Below are 19,723 nucleotides of genomic sequence, written 5' to 3'. Positions count from 1 at the left end.
GTCACCCCTCCCCCGCGTACAGCCGGGTGACGGACGCCGCCGCCCGGGCCAGCTCCGCGCGGACCTCCGGCGGGGAGACGACCTCCACCTGGTCGCCGAACTGCAGCAGTGCGCGGGCCTCGCCCAGGACGCCGTACGACAGCCGGACGGTGACCCACTCGCCGTCGCCCGCGTCGTCGGGGCGCTCGGCCAGCCAGGGCCCGGTGATGCGCACGAAGAGGCCGAGGCGGTCCCGCCGGACCCGGGCGGTGACGTCGAGCCCACCGGGGCGCTCCTCCACCCGACGGCGCAACTGCGCCCACACGTCGGCGAGTTCCACGCCCGGACGGCGTCGCACGGGGGCGTCGAGCAGTCGCGCGGAGCGCACCCGGTCGGCGCGGAACAGCCGCGGCCTCGCCCGCCGGTCCGCGACCAGGTACCAGACGCCCGCCTTGGCGACCAGACCGTACGGGTCGACGGTGTAGGTGCGCGTCCGGCCGGTGCCGCCGTGCCGGTAGCGCAGCAGCAGCCGGCGGTCGGCGAAGACCGCGTCCCGCAGCGCGTCGAGGTCGGTGTCCCGAGAGGGGCCGCCCAGCCAGCGGGTGGCGTCGACGAGGATGCGCCGGGAGGTGACGTCGGCGGCCGGGCGGTGCGGGGCGGGGAGCGCCGCCATGACCTTGCGCAGGGCGGAGGCGAGGGCGGCGTCCAGGCCGAGGGCCGCGTGGGCGCCCCGCGCGGCCAGGACGAACAGCGCCCGCGACTCGTCGGCGGTCAGTCCCGTGACGTCGGTGCGGAAGCCCGCGAGGAGTTCGATGCCGCCGTGCCGGCCGCGCTCGGCGTAGACCGGGACGCCGGCGGCGGAGAGGGCCTCGATATCGCGGTAGATCGTGCGGACGGAGACTTCCAGCCGCTCGGCGAGTTCGCCCGCCGTCACGCGGCCGCGGGTCTGCAGCAGGAGCAGGATGGAGAGGAGGCGGTCCGACTTCACCGTGTCAGGCTATGGGGGACGGCCGGGTGTGCCCGCCCGGTCGCCGGGCCCGGCGGCCGGCGGGCGCGGGACGCTGGGGCCGGTCGCGCGCTCCCCCGCGCCGGTGGCCGCCGCCCGGCTACAGCCGGGCCCTCGCCAGCTGGCGGGACTGGGCGACCAGGCGGTCGCTGCTGTCCCAGACCTCCGCGTCCTCCTCCAGGAAGCCGCCCGCGAGGTTGCGGGTGGTGATGGCGACGCGCAGCGGGCCGGGGGCCGGACGGCAGCGGACGTGGACGGTGAGCTCGACCGTGGGAACCCAGCCGGACAGGCCGAGTTCGAAGGCGGTGGGCGGCAGCGCGTCCACCGCGAGCAGCAGCGAGAAGGGGTCGGCGTCGCGGCCGTCCTTCAGGCCGAACCAGGCCCGCATCTCGCCCTTCCCGGAGGGCGCGCCGAGCGCCCAGCCGAGGGTGGCGGGGTCGAGCTTGAGCATCAGCCGGTCGGCGATGGCGGAGCTGCCGGGGACCGGGGCCGGGGCGTCGTCGGGGCCGAAGCACTGGTCGATCGACGGGATCGCGGGCGGCTGCGCCGTGGTGCGGACGTCGTCGGGCAGGGCGTCGAGGTCGCCGTAGGAGGCGAGGACACGGATCCGCTCGACCTCGTTGCCCTGCTCGTCGAGCTGGAAGAGGGAGGCCTGGCCGGTGGAGAGGGTGCGGCCGGTGCGGACGGTCTGGGTGCGCACGACCGCGGGGCCCGGCTGGGAGGCGGTCAGGTAGTGCGCGGAGACCGTGAAGGGGTCGGGGTGCGGCAGGTGGTCGGCCAGGGCGCGGCCGAGGACGGCGAGGAGGTAGCCGCCGTTGACGGCGTTGATGATGGTCCAGCCGGCGGAGAGGTCGATGTCGTAGACGCCGTCCGCGCGGCGGGTGACGGCCGTGTCGCGGTCGAACTCGCTGTCGCCGATCGTCGCCTGGGATGCCTGAGCCATGGCGGTACGGTACAACAGACAATTACTAAGCGGTAGCTTTTGCGGGATCCTCCTCGCGGACCGTGGACCGCCGGTTCCAGGCCCGCGGCGCCCGCCAGTGGAAGCGCATCGCCAGCAGCCGCAGCACGAACGCGGTGACCACGGCGATCCCCGAGGTGACCGGGGTCAGCGCGTCGAACCTGATGCACAGCACCACCATCGTGGCGCCCACCATCGCGGGCACCGCGTACAGGTCGCGGTCCCAGCGCAGCAGCGAGGGCACCTCGTTGGCGAGCACGTCGCGCAGCACACCGCCGCCGACCGCGGTGGCCAGGCCGAGCGCCGCCGAGGCGGTCAGGCCCAGGCCGTACTCGTACGCCTTCGTCGTCCCGGAGACGCAGAACAGGCCGAGCCCGGCGGCGTCGAAGACGTTCACCCCGGTCTGGATGCGCTCCACCTGCGGGTGGAGGAAGAACACGAGCAGCGCGGCGAGCAGCGGGGTCAGGAAGTACCCCAGGTCCGTGAAGGCGGCCGGCGGTACGGCACCGATGATCAGGTCCCGGAAGAGCCCGCCGCCCAGCGCGGTGACCTCGGCGAGCACGGCGATGCCGAAGACGTCGAAGTTCTTGCGGACGGCCAGCAGCGCACCGGAGATCGCGAAGACGAAGATGCCGATCAGATCCAGGGTGTGCTGGACGGACGGGGTGAACAGTTGCTGGAGCACCCTGCCATTCTCACCTGACGACGGACCCCCGCCTTACAAACGAAGGCGGGGGTCCGTCGTCGGTCCGGTGTCCGGCGTCACTTGTCCTTGGTCACGGACTTCGGCGAGGTGGCCTCGGTGTCCGACGGGCGCGGCGCGAGCGCGTCGGCCCCGGTGGCGCCGCTCTCCGCGGCCTCGGTCTCCGTCACCCCGGCCGTCGTCCCGCCGGCCTCCGCCGCCTCGGTCCCGGACTCCGGCCCGGCCTCCGCCTCGGCGGGGACCCCGGCGTCGCCCGTCAGCTCGGCGGCCACCGCCGCCGACGTCTCGGCCGACTCCGCGAGCACCTTGTCGGAGACCAGCTCGGCCGCCTCCTTCGCGGCGGTCAGCAGCACGGTGTCCTGCGGCTGCTGGTCCTCGAAGTTCTCCGGGTGGTGGCAGGCGACCCGCTGGCCGGGACGCAGCTCGACCAGCGGCGGCTCGGTCTTCTTGCAGATCTCCGTCGCCTTCCAGCACCGGGTGTGGAACCGGCAGCCGGACGGCGGGGAGATCGGCGAGGGCACGTCGCCCTTGAGCAGGATCCGCTCGCTCTTGGCGGTCTTGCGGGCCGGGTCCGGGATCGGCACCGCCGACATCAGCGCCTTGGTGTACGGGTGCATCGGCGTCTTGTAGAGCAGGTCGCGGTCGGCCAGCTCCACGATCTTGCCGAGGTACATCACCGCGATGCGGTCCGAGACGTGCCGGACCACCGACAGGTCGTGCGCGATGATCACATACGTCAGGCCGAGCTCCTGCTGGAGGTCGTCCAGCAGGTTGACCACCTGCGCCTGGATCGACACGTCCAGCGCGGACACCGGCTCGTCGGCCACGACCAGCTTCGGGTTCAGCGCGAGCGCCCGGGCGATGCCGATGCGCTGGCGCTGGCCGCCGGAGAACTCGTGCGGGTAGCGGTTGTAGTGCTCGGGGTTGAGCCCGACCACCGACAGCAGCCGCTGCACCTCCTTCTTGATGCCGCCCTCGGGCTCGACGCCCTGGAGCTTGAAGGGGGCGCCGATGATCGTGCCGATGGTGTGGCGCGGGTTCAGCGACGAGTACGGGTCCTGGAAGATCATCTGCACATCGCGGCGCAGCGGACGCATGCCCGCCACGCCGAGGTGCGTGATGTCCTTGCCCTCGAACTCGACCGTGCCGCCGGTCGGCTCCAGCAGCCGGGTGATCAGCCGGCCCATCGTCGACTTGCCGCAGCCGGACTCGCCGACCACGCCCAGCGTCTCACCGGAACGGACCTCGAAGTCGATCCCGTCGACCGCGTGGACCGCGCCGACCTGCCGCTTGAGCAGCCCCTTCTTGATCGGGAAGTGCTTCTGCAGGCCGGTGACCTTCAGCAGCACCTCGCGCTCGGCACGGGTGCCCTCGCTCTGCGCGGGAATCGTCACCGCTTTCTCGTCACTCACAGCTTCGGCGCAATCTCTTCGGTCCAGATACGCTCCCGCTGCTCCTGCGACATGTGGCAGGCGGCCCAGTGCCGGCTGCCGACCTCGGTCAGCTCCGGGCGGACCGTGCGGGTGACGTTGTCCTTCGGCAGGTCCGCGTACGGGCAGCGCGGGTTGAAGGCGCAGCCCGACGGGACGTTGATCAGCGAGGGCGGGGAGCCCTTGACCGGGATCAGCCGCTCCTGCTGGTCGCGGTCGAGGCGCGGCATCGAGCCGAGCAGACCCCAGGTGTAGGGGTGGCGGGGCTCGTAGAACACCTTCTCCGCGGGCCCGCGCTCGACGCACCGGCCGCCGTACATCACCAGCAGGTCGTCGGCCAGCTCGGCGACGACGCCCAGGTCGTGGGTGATGATGATGACCGCCGAGCCGAACTCCTTCTGCAGGTCCCGGATCAGGTCCAGGATCTGCGCCTGGACGGTGACGTCCAGGGCGGTGGTCGGCTCGTCCGCGATGAGCAGCTCGGGGTTGTTGACCAGCGACATCGCGATCATCGCGCGCTGGCGCATACCGCCGGAGAACTCGTGCGGGTAGTTGTCGACGCGCTTGTCGGGCTGCGGGATGCCGACCCGGTCGAGCATCTCGACCGCGCGGCGCTTGGCGGTCTTCTTGTCGACGTCGTGGTGGATCCGGTACGCCTCCACGATCTGCTGGCCGATCGTGTAGTACGGGTGCAGCGCGGACAGCGGGTCCTGGAAGATCATCGCCATCTCGCGGCCGCGCATCCGGCGCACCTGGTCCGGGTCGGCCGTCAGCAGCTCGGTGCCGTTCAGCCAGATCTCACCGGAGATCTGCGGCTTGCGCTTGCCGTAGTTGCCGGCCGTGTGCAGGCCCATGATGCCGAGCGAGGTCACCGACTTGCCGGAGCCGGACTCGCCCACGATGCCGAGGGTCTTGCCCTTCTCCAGCTGGAAGCTGAGCCCGTCGACGGACTTCACCAGACCGTCGTCGGTCGGGAAGTGCACCCTCAGGTCGCGCACTTCCAGGAAGGCGGTGGGCGCGGCGCCGGTGGCGGGCTCGCCCACGGCCGCGCCGGTCTTGCTGAGTTCGGTCATGAGAGCCTCACTCGGGGGTCGATCACGGCGTACAGGACGTCCACCACGAGGTTGGCGATGAGCACCGCGAGAGAAGTGATCAGGGTGACACCCAGGATGATGGGCAGGTCCTGGTTCTTGATCGCGTTCAGCACGGCCTGGCCGAGGCCGGGCAGGGAGAACGTGGTCTCGGTCAGGATCGCCCCGCCGATCAGGGCGCCGAGGTCCATGCCGAGCATGGTGAGGATGGGCGTCATCGTGGAGCGCATGGCGTGCTTGCGGATGACGACCGGCTCCCGCAGGCCCTTGGCGCGGGCGGTGCGGATGTAGTCCTCGCCGAGGATCTCCAGCATGGTGGCGCGGGTGATGCGGGCGTACATGGCCGCGTAGAGGAAGGCCAGCGTGATCCAGGGCAGGATCATGCCGTCCAGCCAGCCGCCGAGGCCGTCCTCCAGGGGCACGTACTCACCGTCGATCCAGCCGAGACCGTAGGAGAAGATCGCGAGGCTGAGCAGGCCGGTGAAGTAGATGGGCAGGGAGACACCCGCCAGGGCCACGATCATCGCGCCGCGGTCCCAGAGGCTGCCCCGCTTGAGGGCGGAGAGCACACCCGCGGCGAGGCCGAAGAGCAGCCACAGCACGGCAGCGCCGAGCGCCAGCCCCAGGGTCACCGGGAAGCGGTCGGTCAGCACCGGCCAGATGGCCTGTTCGCTGCGGAAGGAGTAGCCGAAGCACGGCGCGGCGCACTCGGTGACGTCACCGCCGCCGGAGTAGGTCCGGCCGACGAAGATGCCCTTGAAGAACTCCCAGACCTGCGCGTAGATCGGCTCGCCGAGGCCCAGCTTCTGCCGCACGCCCTCGACGGCGGCGGGGTCGGCCTGCTTGCCCACGAAGTTCAGGGCGACGTCGACGCCCGCCCACTTGGGGATGAGGAAGAAGATGCTGAAGACCACCAGGACGATGACCACGAGCATCACTACGGCGGCGAACAACCGCCTGATGAGGTAAGCGAGCACAGCTAACGGCCCGCCGCGGACCGCGGGCCGCCGGAGGTCATCCGGGGCCCGCGGTCACGCCGCGCCGGCCTTCACCTGCCTTTCGTGCCGTACGGCGGGTGTGCCGGTTACTTCGTGTTCTTCAGGCCGAGGTTGACGAAGTCGTACATACCGCTGTACGCGTCAGTGGTGTAGACGTTCGCCAGCCGGTCCGAGCGCCAGTTCAGGAACCGCTCGAAGACGAAGGGCAGGTAGTACGCGCCCTCCATCACCTTGTGGTTGATCTCCGTGGCGATGCGGGTCTTCTCGGCGTCGTCCAGCGTCTTCGTGTAGTCGGCGAAGAGGCCGTCGATCGTCTTGTCGTTGATGAGCGCGTAGTTGTTGTTGGCGCTCTCCAGGATGTACTTGCTGTGCCACAGCGGCAGGCCGTAGCCCTGGACCGACGGGAAGTCGGCACCCCAGCCCATGATGATGATGCCGTAGCCCTTCTTCTTCACGTTCGAGGGGCTGCCGACCACGCTGGAGTTCTGCGCACCGTCGTACTGGTCGATCTCGACGTCGATGCCGACCTTCTTCAGCGACGCCTGGAGCGACTCGGCGGTCGCGACCTCGGCGGGCTTGTTGTTGCGGACCGCGATCTTGGTCTTGAAGCCGTTCGGCTGGCCGCAGGCCTTCAGCTCTTCCTTGGCCTTGGCGACGTTGCCGCTCTTGTTCGCACCGGCCATGCCGTACGGGTCGTACTTCTGGCCCTCGCCGCCCGGGACGCCCGGGGGCAGCATGTTGGTGCCGATGTCACCGCCGGCCACGGGGCCGCCGCGCGCGGTCTGGAGCGAGACGTGGTCGGCGCCGTAGAGCACCGCCTTGCGGCAGTGGATGTTGTCGAACGGCTTCACGTTCTGCGCGAGGGCCGCGTAGCGGATGTACCCGGAGATCGGGTTGTCCAGGTTGTCCTTGTGCTCCTTCAGGGCGGTGGAACGGCCCTGCGGGGAGAGGCTGGTCTGCGCCAGGTCCAGGTCGTAGTCACCGGCGATCAGACGGGCGTCCAGGTCGTTGGCGTTCGAGAAGAACTTGACCGTGATCTTGTCCGGGTACGCCTTGCGGATCGGGTCCGAGGACTGCTTCCAGGCGGTGTTGCGGACCAGCGTCAGTTCCTTGCCCGGGCTGTAGGACTCGAACTTGTACGGGCCGGAGGAGAACGGACGCAGCGCGTACTTGGACTTGGTGTCCTTGTCCTGGCGGACCGGGGAGGCCGAGATGAGGGCCAGCATCTCCTCGAAGTCGGAGTTGGCCGCCGGCAGCTTGAAGACGATGGTCTTGTCGTTCGGCGTCTCGATGGCCTTCAGGCCGAGCTTGTCCGGGGACTTGTCCTTGTACGGGCCCTGGTACTCGCCCTTGGGGTCGAGCACCTCCTTCAGGTACGTCGGGCCGCCGGACAGCACGTCCTGCGCCCACACGCGCTCGATGCCGTACTTGATGTCCTTGGACGTGATCGGCTTGCCGTCCTCCCACGTGATGTCGTCACGCAGGGTGTACGTGTAGGTCTTGCCGTCGTCGCTGATCTTGGCGAGACCGGTGGCGAGGTCCGGGGTCAGCTCGGTGCCGGCCTTGCCGGGCTCCGTCTTGTTCGTGACGAGCTGGCGGCTGTAGTAGCGCGCGAAGTTCCACATGAAGCCGTAGTAGCCGCGGGTGGTGTCCCACGAGTCGGCGTCCTGCGGAGCGGCGAACTTCAGCGTGCCGCCCTTCTTCACCTGGTCGGCCTGGGCCACCTTGTTGTTCGCGGCGTCGAAGCCGGCCGCGCCGTTCTTCGAGCCCTTGTCGCCGTCCTTGCCACCGCCGCCGCACGCCGCCGTGGTCAGCAGCGCGGCGACCACCGCGGCAGCGGCCATGGCCTGCTTGCGCCGCCCTGAGGTGCGTTGGGTAGTCACGATCTCGGATCCTCCGGAATTGATGAGAGACCCCGTGTCTTGCGCCACGGGACGCTTGCGGTACGGCAGTTCAGCGGGAGCCCTTCGGGTCGAGCGCGTCGCGCACGCCGTCGCCGAAGAGGTTGAAGGCCAGAACGGTGATGAAGATCGCCACGCCCGGGATCACCATGTACATGGGGTCCGAGTCGTAGTAGTCGATCGCGTTCGAGAGCATCTGCCCCCAGGAGGGCGTGGGCGGCTTGACGCCGACGCCCAGGAAGCTGAGTGCCGCCTCGGTGAGGATGTTGGTGGGGATCATCATCGTCGTGTACACGATGATGGGCGCGACCAGGTTGGGCAGCAGCTCCTTGAACAGGATGTAGAACCGCCCGGCGCCCAGCGAGCGGGCCGCCTCGACGTACTCGCGTTCGCGCAGCGAGAGCGTCTGGCCGCGCACCACGCGTCCGATGTAGGGCCAGCCGAAGAAGCCGATGACCAGGATCATCACGAACAGGCGCACGCCGGTGCCGGTCAGTCCCAGCATCTCGCTCGGCATGACGGAGACCAGGGCGATGATGAACAGCAGCTGCGGGAAGGCCAGCAGGCCGTCCATGACCCGGCTGATGACCGTGTCGACCCAGCCGCCGAAGAAGCCGGCGAGGACGCCGAGGACGGTGCCGAGGACCACGGCGACGATCGCCGACAGGAAGCCGACGAGCAGCGAGATCCGGGCGCCGTAGACGATCCGGGCGAAGATGTCGCGGCCGTTGACCGGCTCGACACCCAGCCAGTGCTCCCCGCTGATGCCGCCGAAGGAGCCCACCGGGGTGCCGAACAGCGGGTCGATGAGGTCCTCGTGGTGGGCCTCGGGGTCCTGTCCGACCAGGCTGGTGATCACCGGCGCGAGCACGGCGACCAGGATCAGGAACAGCACCACGATGCCGCCCGCGAGGGCCAGCTTGTCGCGCTTGAGTCGCTCCCAGGCGATCCGGCCCAGGGAGCGCCCCTGAACGGCCTTCGCGTCGCCGCCGACCAGCGCCGCTTCCTCGGCCGCACTCGGAGCCGCTTCCGCGGTCGGCTCGTGCAATGGTGCCGTCATCTGGCAGGGACCCCTCTCAACCGGCGGTAGCCGGCCCGCACTTGCCGCTGTAGCGGCGTGATCAGTCCGTCGTACACAAGGGGGCGAACACCCGGGCGAACACCCCTGGAGCGGGAGTCTTCAACGCTTTGGCGATCTGTTGCCAGACTTGACGGTGAATGGATGCGTAACCGTGATGCTGTCTGCCGGGTTCCGTTATCCGAACGCGACGTAACGCGGGCCGGACAGGGGCGAGTTGGGGCAATCGGGGCAGGACGCATCCTTCCGCCCCACGTCTACGCGCGCAGAGGCGCCCGCACCGCGGACCTGACCGGGATGCGGACGGGGTGTCAGTAGCGGCCGGGGGCCGGTGGGACCGGCGGGTAGCCGTAGCCGGCCGCGGGGGACTGCGCCGGGGCGGCGTGCGCCTCGCGGTCGTAGAACGGGCGGGCGTGGGCGCGCAGCCACATCGCGACGGGGTCGTACTCGTCGGACATCGCGACCGTCGACACGGGCAGGCCGTCCGGTACGGCCCCGATGGACTGCTGCATCATCGCGCGCACCGAGTCCACGGCCGCAGGGGACGCCTCGTACACGTCGAGCCCGATGGCGAGATAGGGCGCCCCCAGGGCGGGCTGCACCCAGGCGCGGCGCAGCGAGCGGACCGCCGGGGTGCGGTGGGCGTTCTGGGTGAGCAGGGCGTAGAACGCGGGGATCTCGATGGTGGGTTCGGCCAGCCGCAGCGGGCCGGCGGGCTGGCGGTCCAGACCCGTGGCGATCCGTCGAAGGTCCAGCCACGGGATGCCGACGCCGCCGCCCGGCGCGTGCGGGTTCAGCCACAGGCCGTGGCGCTCGGGGTAGAGGGTGCGCGCCACGTCGATGCCGTCGACCACCTCGTAGCTGCGGTTCCAGCCGCTCGCGGACAGCTCCTGGGCGGAGGTGACGCAGGGCGCGTAGCCGTGGCCGTCGACCTCCATGGTGCCGTACTGGGCGTCGGGGCTGCCGGCCTGGCCGTGCCACAGCAGCATCCAGACCTGGCCGGAGGACGGGATCGCGAGGGCGCGCAGCAAGGCCTCGTAGGCGTCGTAGCGGCCGGGAGTGACCTGGCGCAGCATGTGCTCGACCTGGCCTGCCGCGGCGGTGCCGCTCGCGCTCACTGTTTACCGCCCCTTCGTAACGCCCTGATCCGAGCCGTGACCCTAGCTTAAGGGTGCCCACCGACTCCGGGGCCGTGCCGTCCGGCGGGTGGGTCGTCGGCGGCCCGTGGGTCGTCGGCGGCCCGTAGGTCGTCCGCCCCGAGGCGTGCCCGCGGCCCGCAGGTTGTCCGCGGCGGGTGGCGTACTCGCGGCCCGTAGGTCGTCCGCGGCCGGACGGCACGCCCGCGGCCGGGTGGCGTACGGCGTGGCCGGCCCGCGCAGCGGACCCCGGCCGCCGGGGCGCTTGAGCCGGCCCGCGCGTCCAGCGGGTGGGTGGTCGACGGCCGGCAGGTCGCCCGCGGCCCGTACGTCGTCCGCGCCAGGTGGCGCGCCCACGGCCCGTAGGCCGTCCGCGGCCGGACGGCGTACCCGTGGCCGGGTGGCGCAGTGGACCCGGCCGCCGGCGCGCTCCAGCCGGCCCGCGCGTCCGGGGGTGGGTGGTCGACGGCCGGCAGGTCGCCCGCGGCCCGTAGGTCGCCCGCGCCGGACGGCGTACCCGCGGCCCGCCGGCCCCACTGCGCCCGGGTGGTGTGCCCGCGGACGGCCCGCGCAGCGGGCCCGGCCGCCGGGTGCTTCAGCCGGCGCGCGTGTAGAAGGGCCGCACCCTCTCGCGCATCCAGTGGCCCACCGGGTCCTCCGCCACGTCCAGGAGGACGAGGTTGACGGGCCATCTGACCGGTGCCGTGCCGAGGGCGCGGCCCAGGGCGTCCAGGGGCGCGACGCGGGCGTCGCCCTCCCAGTGGGAGAGTTCGACGCCGACGAACATGACGGGGTCGGCGGTCTCGACGGCGGCCAGGCAGCGGCGGGCCGTCAGGACGACCCCGGTGCCGTCGAACTGGGCGGAGGCGGCGGAGAGGAAGTCGACGGGGTCGTCCTGCCAGTCCGGTTCGAAGAGGCGGACCCGGCCGCCGGTGCCCGGGCCGTCGAGCGGGGTGCGGCCGGTCCGGCAGAGTTCCGCGACGGCGGGCGGGGGCAGCGGGATCCCGACGACACCGCCGGGGTTGAGGGCGATGCCCGCCTGCGGGGGCAGGCCGCGGGCGAACTCGACGGCGGGCGCGATGGTGTACGACATGTGGGCGCCGGCGGCCTGGCGGAGCTGTTCCTCGGAGCTGAACACCGGGACGTAGGCCTGGCCGTCGATCTCCATGCCGGGCAGGTCCAGGGCAGCGCTGTCCGGTCCGCCGCCGTTCGGCAGCGGCACCCAGAGGAAGCTGCGGCCGAGCACCTCCAGGACGCGCCCCGCGGCCGAGGGTCCCGCGCCGAGGGACGCGGACAGCACCTCCTCCAGCTCGTTGCCGGGCCAGCCGCCGTGCGGCTGGGGGTGTGCGGAGAAGTCCCCCGGGAAGTCCATCTGCCTACCGCCTGCGTCGAACCACTGCGTGTGCCCGCTCAGGCTAGCGGGTGCCCGCGGCGCGCCGTCCGCGAGGCGGGCGGGCCCTCGGCCGGTGCGCCGCCGCGGGCCTCATCCGGTGAACCCGATGCGCTGCAGGGCGTCCGCCGCGTCGCGGTCCAGCAGGACCGCCGAGCCGCAGCCGCGGGGCAGGTCGCCGCGCTCGGCGGCGCGCAGCAGGCGGGTCGCGGCGGCACGGTGGCGCAGGAACGCGTACCGCGAGACGCCGCGGCCGCGGGCGCGCTGGCCGGCCAGGGCCTGCTCGGGGGTGACGTCGAGCAGCAGCAGGTGCAGGGTGCCGCCGCGGCGGCGGGCCTCGCGGGCCAGCCACCGGCGCACCCAGGCCTGGGTGCCGCAGTCGTGGACGACGACGCCTCCCCCGGTGCGCAGGGCCCGGCGCAGCCCGGCGTAGTGCGCGAGGCGGACCAGGGGGCGGTAGACCGCGTACGGCAGGAAGCGGGGCACCCGGCGCTCCCAGCGGTCCCGGGTGTCCTGGGAGTCGACGCGCCGGGCGTCGCGCACCGCGCGGCGCATCAGCGTCGACTTGCCGCTGCCGGGCAGGCCCGTGACGACGGCGAGGTCGCGGGGGCCGAAGAGCAGGGCGTGCGGGCTGCGGCCGGAGCGTTCGCGCAGGTCGCGGACGACGGGGGACGGCAGCGGGGCGGACGCCTCCCCGGCCGGCAGGGCCGGCCGCCGGGGCGCCGCGATGCCGGTGGTGGTCGCGTACGCCGTGGTCCTGTTCACCGTGATCGTCCTCCCCTGGGGCGGTTCACGAGTTCCCATCCCCGTTGAGTGTAAAGAGACGGTAATACGCGGTGTCTCGTGTTTTCGTATCCGCAGCGCCACAGCCCGGTCACAGATCGCGGCCTGCCGCGATCCGGCACGGCGTGCAATGATGTGCGCGCCAACTGCATACCGGCCGTTTGAATCCGCGCGGGAGAGTCCCCGGCCACCGTGTCGCCGGGGCGCCGAAGGAGCAAGTCCCTCCCTTGAATCTCTCAGGCCCCGTTACCGCGCGGGCGAGGCACATCTGAAAAGCGGGCCGCTCGCGCAGCGGCTCCACCCAAGGTGCAAGCCGTGACTACCCATCGCAGGGGTCATGGCGAACCTCTCAGGTTCCGATGACAGATGGGGAGGACCTTTCCTCGCCCGTTCTCGCGTGCACGCCCTGGGAGACGACCGACCGATGAGCAGTTCCGCACTCCGTCACACCGCCCTCGATGCCCTGCATCGGTCGCTCGGTGCGACGATGACCGACTTCGCCGGCTGGGACATGCCGCTGCGCTACGGCTCCGAGCGCGACGAGCACAACGCCGTGCGCACGAAGGCCGGCCTCTTCGACCTCTCGCACATGGGCGAGATCACGGTCACCGGCCCGCGCGCCGCCGACCTGCTGAACCACGCGCTGGTCGGCAACATCGCCTCCGTCGGCGTGGGCCGCGCCCGCTACACGATGATCTGCCGGGAGGACGGCGGCATCCTCGACGACCTGATCGTCTACCGCCTCGCGGAGAGCGAGTTCCTGGTCGTCGCCAACGCCTCCAACGCCCAGGTGGTGCTGGACGCGCTGACCGAGCGGGCGGCCGGTTTCGACGCCGAGGTGCGCGACGACCGGGACGCGTACGCGCTGATCGCCGTGCAGGGGCCGGAGTCCCCCGGGATCCTCGCGTCGCTGACCGACGCCGACCTGGAGGGCCTGAAGTACTACGCCGGGCTGCCCGGCACCGTCGCCGGCGTCCCCGCGCTGATCGCCCGCACCGGCTACACCGGCGAGGACGGCTTCGAGCTGTTCGTGAAGCCGGAGCACGCGGTCGAGCTGTGGCAGGCGCTGGCCAAGGCCGGCGAGGGCGTGGGCCTGGTCCCGTGCGGGCTGTCCTGCCGCGACACGCTGCGCCTGGAGGCGGGCATGCCGCTGTACGGGCACGAGCTGTCGACCTCGCTGACCCCGTTCGACGCGGGGCTCGGCCGGGTGGTGAAGTTCGAGAAGGAGGGCGACTTCGTGGGCCGGGCCGCGCTCGCCGAGGCCGCCGAGCGCGCCGCGCAGAACCCGCCGCGCGTCCTGGTCGGGCTGGTCGCCGAGGGCCGCCGCGTGCCGCGCGCCGGGTACCCGGTGGTCGCCGGCGGCCAGGTGATCGGCGAGGTCACCTCCGGGGCGCCGTCCCCGACCCTGGGCAAGCCGATCGCCATGGCCTACGTCGACGCCGCGCACGCGGCGCCCGGCACGCCCGGCGTCGGCGTGGACATCCGGGGCACCCACGAGCCGTACGAGGTCGTGGCGCTCCCCTTCTACAAGCGCCGGAAGTAGTCCCCGCGCGCGGCCTCCGCCCACGACCGCCGCGCTCGGCCGTGACGTGAGACGGCGCACATTCGCGCTGCTCACGCCCGGTCATGGCAGTCCCCCATTCATCACCACTCCCCCGCGTACAGGAGAATTCAGGCCATGAGCAACCCCCAGCAGCTGCGCTACAGCAAGGAGCACGAGTGGCTGTCGGCCGCCGAGGACGGCGTCGCGACGGTCGGCATCACCGAGTTCGCGGCCAACGCGCTCGGCGACGTCGTCTACGCCCAGCTCCCCGACGTGGGCTCCGAGGTGGCCGCGGGCGAGACCTGCGGCGAGCTGGAGTCCACCAAGTCCGTCAGCGACCTGTACTCCCCGGTCTCCGGTGAGGTCGTCGAGATCAACGAGGACGTCGTCAACGACCCGTCGCTGGTGAACTCCGCGCCCTTCGAGGGCGGCTGGCTGTTCAAGGTGCGGATCGCCGAGGAGCCGGCCGACCTGCTCTCCGCCGACGAGTACGCCGCCCACACCGCCGGCTAGGAGCCCGCACCGATGACTGTCCTGAACACGCCCCTGCACGAGCTGGACCCGGACGTCGCCGCCGCGGTCGACGCCGAGCTGCGCCGCCAGCAGTCCACGCTGGAGATGATCGCCTCCGAGAACTTCGCCCCGCTGGCGGTCATGGAGGCGCAGGGCTCGGTCCTGACCAACAAGTACGCCGAGGGCTACCCGGGCCGCCGCTACTACGGCGGCTGCGAGCACGTCGACGTCACCGAGCGGATCGCGATCGAGCGGGTCAAGGAGCTGTTCGGCGCCGAGTACGCCAACGTGCAGCCGCACTCGGGCGCCTCCGCCAACCAGGCCGCGCTGTTCGCCATGGCCCAGCCGGGCGACACCATCCTCGGCCTGGACCTGGCGCACGGCGGCCACCTCACCCACGGCATGCGGCTGAACTTCTCCGGCAAGCAGTTCGACGTGGTCGCCTACCACGTCGACGAGGCCGGACTGGTCGACATGGCCGAGGTCGAGCGGCTCGCCAAGGAGCACCGCCCCAAGGTGATCATCGCCGGCTGGTCGGCCTACCCCCGGCAGCTGGACTTCGCGGCGTTCCGCCGGATCGCCGACGAGGTCGGGGCGTACCTGTGGGTCGACATGGCGCACTTCGCGGGCCTGGTCGCGGCCGGTCTCCACCCCAACCCGGTGGAGTACGCCGACGTGGTGACCTCCACCACCCACAAGACGCTGGGCGGGCCGCGCGGCGGCATCATCCTGGCCCGGCAGGAGCTCGGCAAGAAGCTGAACTCGTCCGTCTTCCCGGGCTTCCAGGGCGGCCCCCTGGAGCACGTGATCGCGGCCAAGGCGGTCTCCTTCAAGATCGCGGCCTCGGAGGAGTTCAAGGAGCGCCAGCGCCGTACAGTGGAAGGCGCGCAGATCCTCGCCGAGCGGCTGACCGCGCCGGACGCCCGCGCGGCCGGGATCAACGTCCTCAGCGGCGGCACCGACGTCCACCTCGTCCTGGTCGACCTGCGCGACTCCGAGCTGGACGGCCAGCAGGCCGAGGACCGCCTCCACGAGGTGGGCATCACCGTCAACCGCAACGCGGTCCCCAACGACCCGCGGCCGCCGATGGTGACGTCCGGTCTGCGGATCGGCACGCCCGCCCTCGCCACCCGCGGCTTCACGGCCGAGGACTTCCGCGAGGTCGCGGACGTGATCGCGGAGGCGCTGAAGCCGTCCTGCGACGTCGAGGCGCTGAAGTCCAGGGTCACCGCCCTGGCGGACAAGCACCCGCTCTACCCGAGCGTCGGCAAGTAGCACCACCCCGCGCGGGGCACCCCACCGGGTGCCCCGCCACCACCCGCATCTGAGGAGTCTGACGTGGCCATCTCGGTCTTCGACCTGTTCTCGATCGGCATCGGCCCGTCCAGTTCCCACACCGTGGGCCCGATGCGCGCGGCGCGCATGTTCGCCCGCCGGCTGCGCAACGAGGGCGTCCTGGACTCGGTCGCCTCGGTGCGCACCGAGCTGTACGGCTCGCTGGGCGCCACCGGCCACGGCCACGGCACCCCGAAGGCCGTGCTGCTCGGCCTGGAGGGCGACTCGCCGCGCACCGTCGACGTGGAGAGCGCCGACGAGCGGGTCGAGCGCATCAAGGAGTCGGGCCGGATCCGGCTGCTCGGCGAGCACGAGATCGCGTTCTCCTTCGACGACGACCTGGTCCTGCACCGCCGCAAGACCCTTCCCTACCACGCCAACGGCATGACGCTGTGGGCGTACGGCGCCGACGGCACCGAGCTGCTGACCAAGACGTACTACTCGGTCGGCGGCGGCTTCGTGGTGGACGAGGACGCGGTCGGCGCGGACCGGATCAAGCTCGACGACACGGTCCTGAAGTACCCCTTCCGCACGGGCGACGAGCTGCTGCGCCTGACGAAGGAGACCGGCCTGTCGATCTCCGCGCTGATGCTGGAGAACGAGCGGGCCTGGCGCACCGAGGAGGAGATCCGCGCGGGCCTGCTGGAGATCTGGCGGGTCATGCGGGAGTGCGTGGAGCGCGGCATGTCCCGCGAGGGCATCCTGCCGGGCGGGCTGCGCGTCAAGCGCCGCGCCGCGACCACCGCGCGCAAGCTGCGCTCCGAGGGCGACCCGCTCGCCCTGTCGATGGAGTGGATCACCCTCTACGCCATGGCCGTGAACGAGGAGAACGCGGCCGGCGGGCGCGTGGTGACCGCCCCGACCAACGGCGCCGCCGGGATCATCCCCGCGGTCCTGCACTACTACGTCAACTTCGTGCCCGGCGCCGACGAGGAGGGCGTGGTCCGATTCCTGCTCGCCGCCGGCGCCATCGGCATGCTGTTCAAGGAGAACGCCTCCATCTCCGGCGCCGAGGTCGGCTGCCAGGGCGAGGTCGGCTCGGCCTGCTCCATGGCGGCCGGGGCCCTGGCCGAGGTGCTGGGCGGCTCGCCCGAGCAGGTGGAGAACGCCGCCGAGATCGGCATGGAGCACAACCTGGGTCTGACCTGCGACCCGGTCGGCGGCCTCGTGCAGATCCCGTGCATCGAGCGCAACGGCATGGCCGCCGTGAAGGCGGTCACGGCGGCGCGGATGGCGATGCGCGGCGACGGCTCGCACAAAGTGTCCCTGGACAAGGTCATCAAGACCATGAAGGACACCGGCGCGGACATGTCCGTGAAGTACAAGGAGACGGCGCGAGGCGGGCTGGCGGTCAACATCATCGAGTGCTGACGGCCCCGGGACGCGCCCCCCGGACGGCGCTACGCTCTCCCCCATGGGTGGGATGATCGCTGCGGTCAGCAGCAACGAGACGTACTCCTTCTCCAAGCCGAACCGCGAGAGCATCACGCTCGTCGCCGGGCTCGGCGTCGAGGGGGACGTGCACGCCGGGAAGACCGTGAAGCACCGCAGCCGCATGGAGCGGGACCCGTCGCAGCCCAACCTGCGCCAGGTGCACCTGATCCACCAGGAGCTGTTCGACGAGGTCCGCGCGGCCGGGTTCGAGGTCTCCGCCGGCCAGCTCGGGGAGAACGTCACCACGCGCGGCATCGATCTGCTGGGCCTGCCCCGGGGCACCCTGCTGCACCTCGGGGACGAGGCCGTCGTCGAGGTGACCGGGCTGCGCAATCCGTGCGCGCAGATCGACGGGCTCAGGGACGGGCTGATGAAGCAGCTCGTCGGGCGGGACGCCGACGGGGAGGTGTGGCGCCGGGCCGGCATCATGAGCGTCGTGCTGACCGGCGGCGTGGTGCGGCCCGGGGACCCGGTGCGGGTCGAACTGCCGGAGGGGCCGCACACCCCGCTGGACGTCGTCTGAGCCGGCGCGGCAGTCAGCCGCGGAACTCCGGCGCGCGTTCCGGCGAGGCCTCCGCGAGCGCCTGGGTGACGCCGTCCGCTCCGGCGCGCAGTCCGTACACCGGAGTGCCGGGCTGCTGGCGCCAGGAGTCGTCGAGGCCGCCCGCGTCGACCGTGTCGAAGCCGAGTTCGTCGATCAGCGCCCGGACCTTCCGCTTGGCCTCCTCGTCGTCACCGGCGACCGGGACGGCGATCCGCTCCGGGTCGCCGGCCGGGCGCCCGCGGTCGAGGAGGTCCTGCGCGTAGGTTCCGTTGAAAGCCTTGATCACGGGGTGGCCGAGCCGGCGCTGCGTCCAGCGGCTCTCCGTGATGCCCTCGTCCTCGATCTCCGCGATCCGGCCGTCGCGCTCGCGCGGGTAGTAGTTGCCGGTGTCGATGACGGCGACCCCGTCGGCCGCCGCGTCGAGCAGGCCCGCCGGCAGGTCCGGCACCGCCTTCACCGGGATCGCGACGACGACGATCTCGGCGTCGCGCGCCGCCTCCGCCACCGGGACGGCTGTCGCCCCGGTCTCCTCCGCGAGCGCCGTGAGGGTGTGCGGCCCACGGGAGTTCGCCACCGAGACCTTGTGGCCGAGGGCGGTGAGCCGCCGGGTGAGGTTGCCGCCGATGTTGCCCGCGCCGATGATGCCGATCTGCATGGCCGGCCTTTCCGAGTCGTTGTTGCTGGACCAGTCGCGTCGTGCGAGGAGCGACAACTGCGGTGGCGGGCGGGCTATTCCGGCAGGTGCGGCGAACGGGTGACGGGCCGCGCGGGAACCGGCCCGGCACGGGCCGCACGCGGGTCCCGTCCCGTGGCGGGACCCCCGCCGGGCGGACGGGAGCGGTCCGGGCCGCGGCGAGGATCTCCCTTGCGCGAGCGGGCGGCGCAGTGGTTGCCTACCCGGCATGACGCGGTGCGGTCCCCTGCTGCCCGGCTGCCGCGGCGGGGCCTGACGCGACCGGCACCCCGCCGCGGGCCGGGTTGCCGCCGGTCACCGCCCGACCGAGTCGAAGGCCACCAGCAGACGATGACCACCACCACACCCGTCCCCCGGTCGCGGCCGCGGCGTCCCGGTCCGAGGGAGGTGCTGCGCGCCGCGGACGTGCGCGTGGTGCGGGACGGACGGCCGATCCTGCACGACGTGTCCCTCACCGTCCGCGCGGGCGAGCACTGGGCGCTGCTCGGCGCGAACGGCGCCGGGAAGTCCACCCTGCTCGGGCTGCTCGGCGCCCGGATCCACCCCACCCACGGCTCGGTGGAGGTGCTGGGCCGCCGGCTGGGCCGCGTCGACGTACGCGAACTGCGGACGTACGTCGGCCATGTCGACCCCCGGCATCCGCTGGCCGAACCGCTGCGGGTGCGGGACGTCGTCCTGACCGGGGTGACCGGTTCGGTGGCGCCGGTGCCGCGGTGGCGTCCGACCGCGGAGCAGGAGGAACGCGCCGACCGGCTCATCCGGACGCTCGGTCTGGAGGGCCACCGGGACGCCCGCTGGCCCACCCTCTCGCACGGGCAGCGCGGCCGGACCCTGATCGCCCGGGCGCTGATGCCCGAGCCCCGGTTGCTGCTGCTGGACGAGCCCGCCACCGGGCTCGACCTGCCGGGCCGGGAGCGGCTGATCAGCGCGCTGGACGAGCTGCGCCGGGACCGTCCCCCGCTGGCGACGGTCCTGGTCACGCATCATCTGGAGGAGCTGCCGCCGGGTACCACGCACGCGCTGCTGCTGCGGGAGGGGCGGGCGCTGGCCGCGGGGCCGGTGACGGAGGTGCTCACCGGCGAGACGGTCGGCAGGTGCTTCGGCCTGCCGCTGGACCTGGAGCGGCGCGACGGCCGGTGGAACGTGCGGATCAGGCGGCAGGCATGACCCGGGGGCGCCCGCGTCCCGGGGTCGGGATGCGGAC

18 protein-coding genes and 1 riboswitch are annotated in these 19,723 nt (G+C 72.2%); of the genes, 6 read left to right on the top strand and 12 right to left on the bottom strand.

Features of this window, described 5'->3' with window-relative positions:
* Nucleotide 1: 1 nt before the first annotated feature.
* From SGLAU_RS23245 to SGLAU_RS23195, 11 genes are all read right to left on the bottom strand, one after another.
* A complete protein-coding gene (locus SGLAU_RS23245; protein WP_043504276.1) occupies nucleotides 2-967 on the bottom strand; it encodes a helix-turn-helix transcriptional regulator in 966 nt (321 codons plus the stop codon).
* 118 nt (nucleotides 968-1,085) lie between these two features.
* Entirely contained in the window at nucleotides 1,086-1,928 is an 843-nt protein-coding gene (locus SGLAU_RS23240; RefSeq protein WP_043506930.1) for a thioesterase family protein, read from the bottom strand.
* A 25-nt stretch (nucleotides 1,929-1,953) separates the two neighbouring features.
* Nucleotides 1,954-2,631 (bottom strand): trimeric intracellular cation channel family protein, encoded by a 678-nt coding sequence (locus tag SGLAU_RS23235; protein WP_043504274.1) that lies wholly within the window; start codon nucleotides 2,629-2,631, stop codon nucleotides 1,954-1,956.
* Nucleotides 2,632-2,708: 77 nt separating this feature from the next.
* Nucleotides 2,709-4,061, bottom strand: a complete 1,353-nt coding sequence (locus tag SGLAU_RS23230; RefSeq protein WP_078957852.1) for an ABC transporter ATP-binding protein — start codon at nucleotides 4,059-4,061, stop codon at nucleotides 2,709-2,711.
* On the bottom strand, nucleotides 4,058-5,152 hold the full coding sequence (locus tag SGLAU_RS23225) for an ABC transporter ATP-binding protein (RefSeq protein ID WP_043504272.1): 1,095 nt from the start codon (nucleotides 5,150-5,152) through the stop codon (nucleotides 4,058-4,060). Before SGLAU_RS23225 ends, SGLAU_RS23230 begins: the two co-directional genes overlap by 4 nt.
* Nucleotides 5,149-6,147 carry an ABC transporter permease gene (locus SGLAU_RS23220; protein WP_043504271.1) on the bottom strand — a complete coding sequence of 333 codons (999 nt, stop codon included), beginning with the start codon at nucleotides 6,145-6,147 and terminating at the stop codon, nucleotides 5,149-5,151. The genes SGLAU_RS23225 and SGLAU_RS23220 overlap by 4 nt, the downstream gene beginning before the upstream one ends.
* Before the next feature lie 107 nt (nucleotides 6,148-6,254).
* A complete protein-coding gene (locus SGLAU_RS23215) occupies nucleotides 6,255-8,051 on the bottom strand; it encodes an ABC transporter substrate-binding protein (protein ID WP_043504269.1) in 1,797 nt (598 codons plus the stop codon).
* 70 nt (nucleotides 8,052-8,121) lie between these two features.
* Entirely contained in the window at nucleotides 8,122-9,129 is a 1,008-nt protein-coding gene (locus tag SGLAU_RS23210) for an ABC transporter permease (protein ID WP_043504268.1), read from the bottom strand.
* A 329-nt stretch (nucleotides 9,130-9,458) separates the two neighbouring features.
* Complete coding sequence (locus SGLAU_RS23205; RefSeq protein ID WP_043504267.1) at nucleotides 9,459-10,265, bottom strand: enhanced serine sensitivity protein SseB C-terminal domain-containing protein; 807 nt, start codon at nucleotides 10,263-10,265, stop codon at nucleotides 9,459-9,461.
* A 613-nt stretch (nucleotides 10,266-10,878) separates the two neighbouring features.
* Nucleotides 10,879-11,655, bottom strand: a complete 777-nt coding sequence (locus tag SGLAU_RS23200) for an enhanced serine sensitivity protein SseB (protein WP_043504265.1) — start codon at nucleotides 11,653-11,655, stop codon at nucleotides 10,879-10,881.
* 111 nt (nucleotides 11,656-11,766) lie between these two features.
* A complete protein-coding gene (locus SGLAU_RS23195; RefSeq protein ID WP_052413863.1) occupies nucleotides 11,767-12,438 on the bottom strand; it encodes an AAA family ATPase in 672 nt (223 codons plus the stop codon).
* A 180-nt stretch (nucleotides 12,439-12,618) separates the two neighbouring features.
* A riboswitch (glycine riboswitch) is annotated at nucleotides 12,619-12,718 on the top strand.
* Between the two features lie 162 nt (nucleotides 12,719-12,880).
* On the opposite strand from SGLAU_RS23195, the gene gcvT reads away from it, so the two are divergent.
* From gcvT to SGLAU_RS23170, 5 genes are all read left to right on the top strand, one after another.
* Nucleotides 12,881-13,999 carry a glycine cleavage system aminomethyltransferase GcvT gene (gene gcvT, locus SGLAU_RS23190; RefSeq protein WP_043504264.1) on the top strand — a complete coding sequence of 373 codons (1,119 nt, stop codon included), beginning with the start codon at nucleotides 12,881-12,883 and terminating at the stop codon, nucleotides 13,997-13,999.
* A gap of 135 nt (nucleotides 14,000-14,134) precedes the next feature.
* Entirely contained in the window at nucleotides 14,135-14,512 is a 378-nt protein-coding gene (gene gcvH, locus SGLAU_RS23185; RefSeq protein ID WP_043504261.1) for a glycine cleavage system protein GcvH, read from the top strand.
* 12 nt (nucleotides 14,513-14,524) lie between these two features.
* On the top strand, nucleotides 14,525-15,787 hold the full coding sequence (gene glyA, locus SGLAU_RS23180) for a serine hydroxymethyltransferase (RefSeq protein ID WP_043504260.1): 1,263 nt from the start codon (nucleotides 14,525-14,527) through the stop codon (nucleotides 15,785-15,787).
* A 63-nt stretch (nucleotides 15,788-15,850) separates the two neighbouring features.
* On the top strand, nucleotides 15,851-17,218 hold the full coding sequence (locus SGLAU_RS23175; protein WP_043504259.1) for an L-serine ammonia-lyase: 1,368 nt from the start codon (nucleotides 15,851-15,853) through the stop codon (nucleotides 17,216-17,218).
* A 43-nt stretch (nucleotides 17,219-17,261) separates the two neighbouring features.
* Nucleotides 17,262-17,804 carry an MOSC domain-containing protein gene (locus SGLAU_RS23170; protein WP_043504257.1) on the top strand — a complete coding sequence of 181 codons (543 nt, stop codon included), beginning with the start codon at nucleotides 17,262-17,264 and terminating at the stop codon, nucleotides 17,802-17,804.
* 13 nt (nucleotides 17,805-17,817) lie between these two features.
* Here SGLAU_RS23170 and SGLAU_RS23165 read toward each other — a convergent pair whose 3' ends face one another.
* Complete coding sequence (locus SGLAU_RS23165) at nucleotides 17,818-18,729, bottom strand: NADPH-dependent F420 reductase (protein ID WP_279628005.1); 912 nt, start codon at nucleotides 18,727-18,729, stop codon at nucleotides 17,818-17,820.
* A 120-nt stretch (nucleotides 18,730-18,849) separates the two neighbouring features.
* On the opposite strand from SGLAU_RS23165, the gene SGLAU_RS23160 reads away from it, so the two are divergent.
* A complete protein-coding gene (locus tag SGLAU_RS23160; RefSeq protein WP_052413862.1) occupies nucleotides 18,850-19,686 on the top strand; it encodes an ABC transporter ATP-binding protein in 837 nt (278 codons plus the stop codon).
* The last annotated feature ends 37 nt before the right edge of the window (nucleotides 19,687-19,723 follow it).

The organism is Streptomyces glaucescens (assembly GCF_000761215.1).
Classification (GTDB): Bacteria; Actinomycetota; Actinomycetes; order Streptomycetales; family Streptomycetaceae; genus Streptomyces; species Streptomyces glaucescens_B.
Note: the sequence above shows the minus strand (reverse complement) of the source record. Positions and strands in the feature narration are given on the sequence as shown.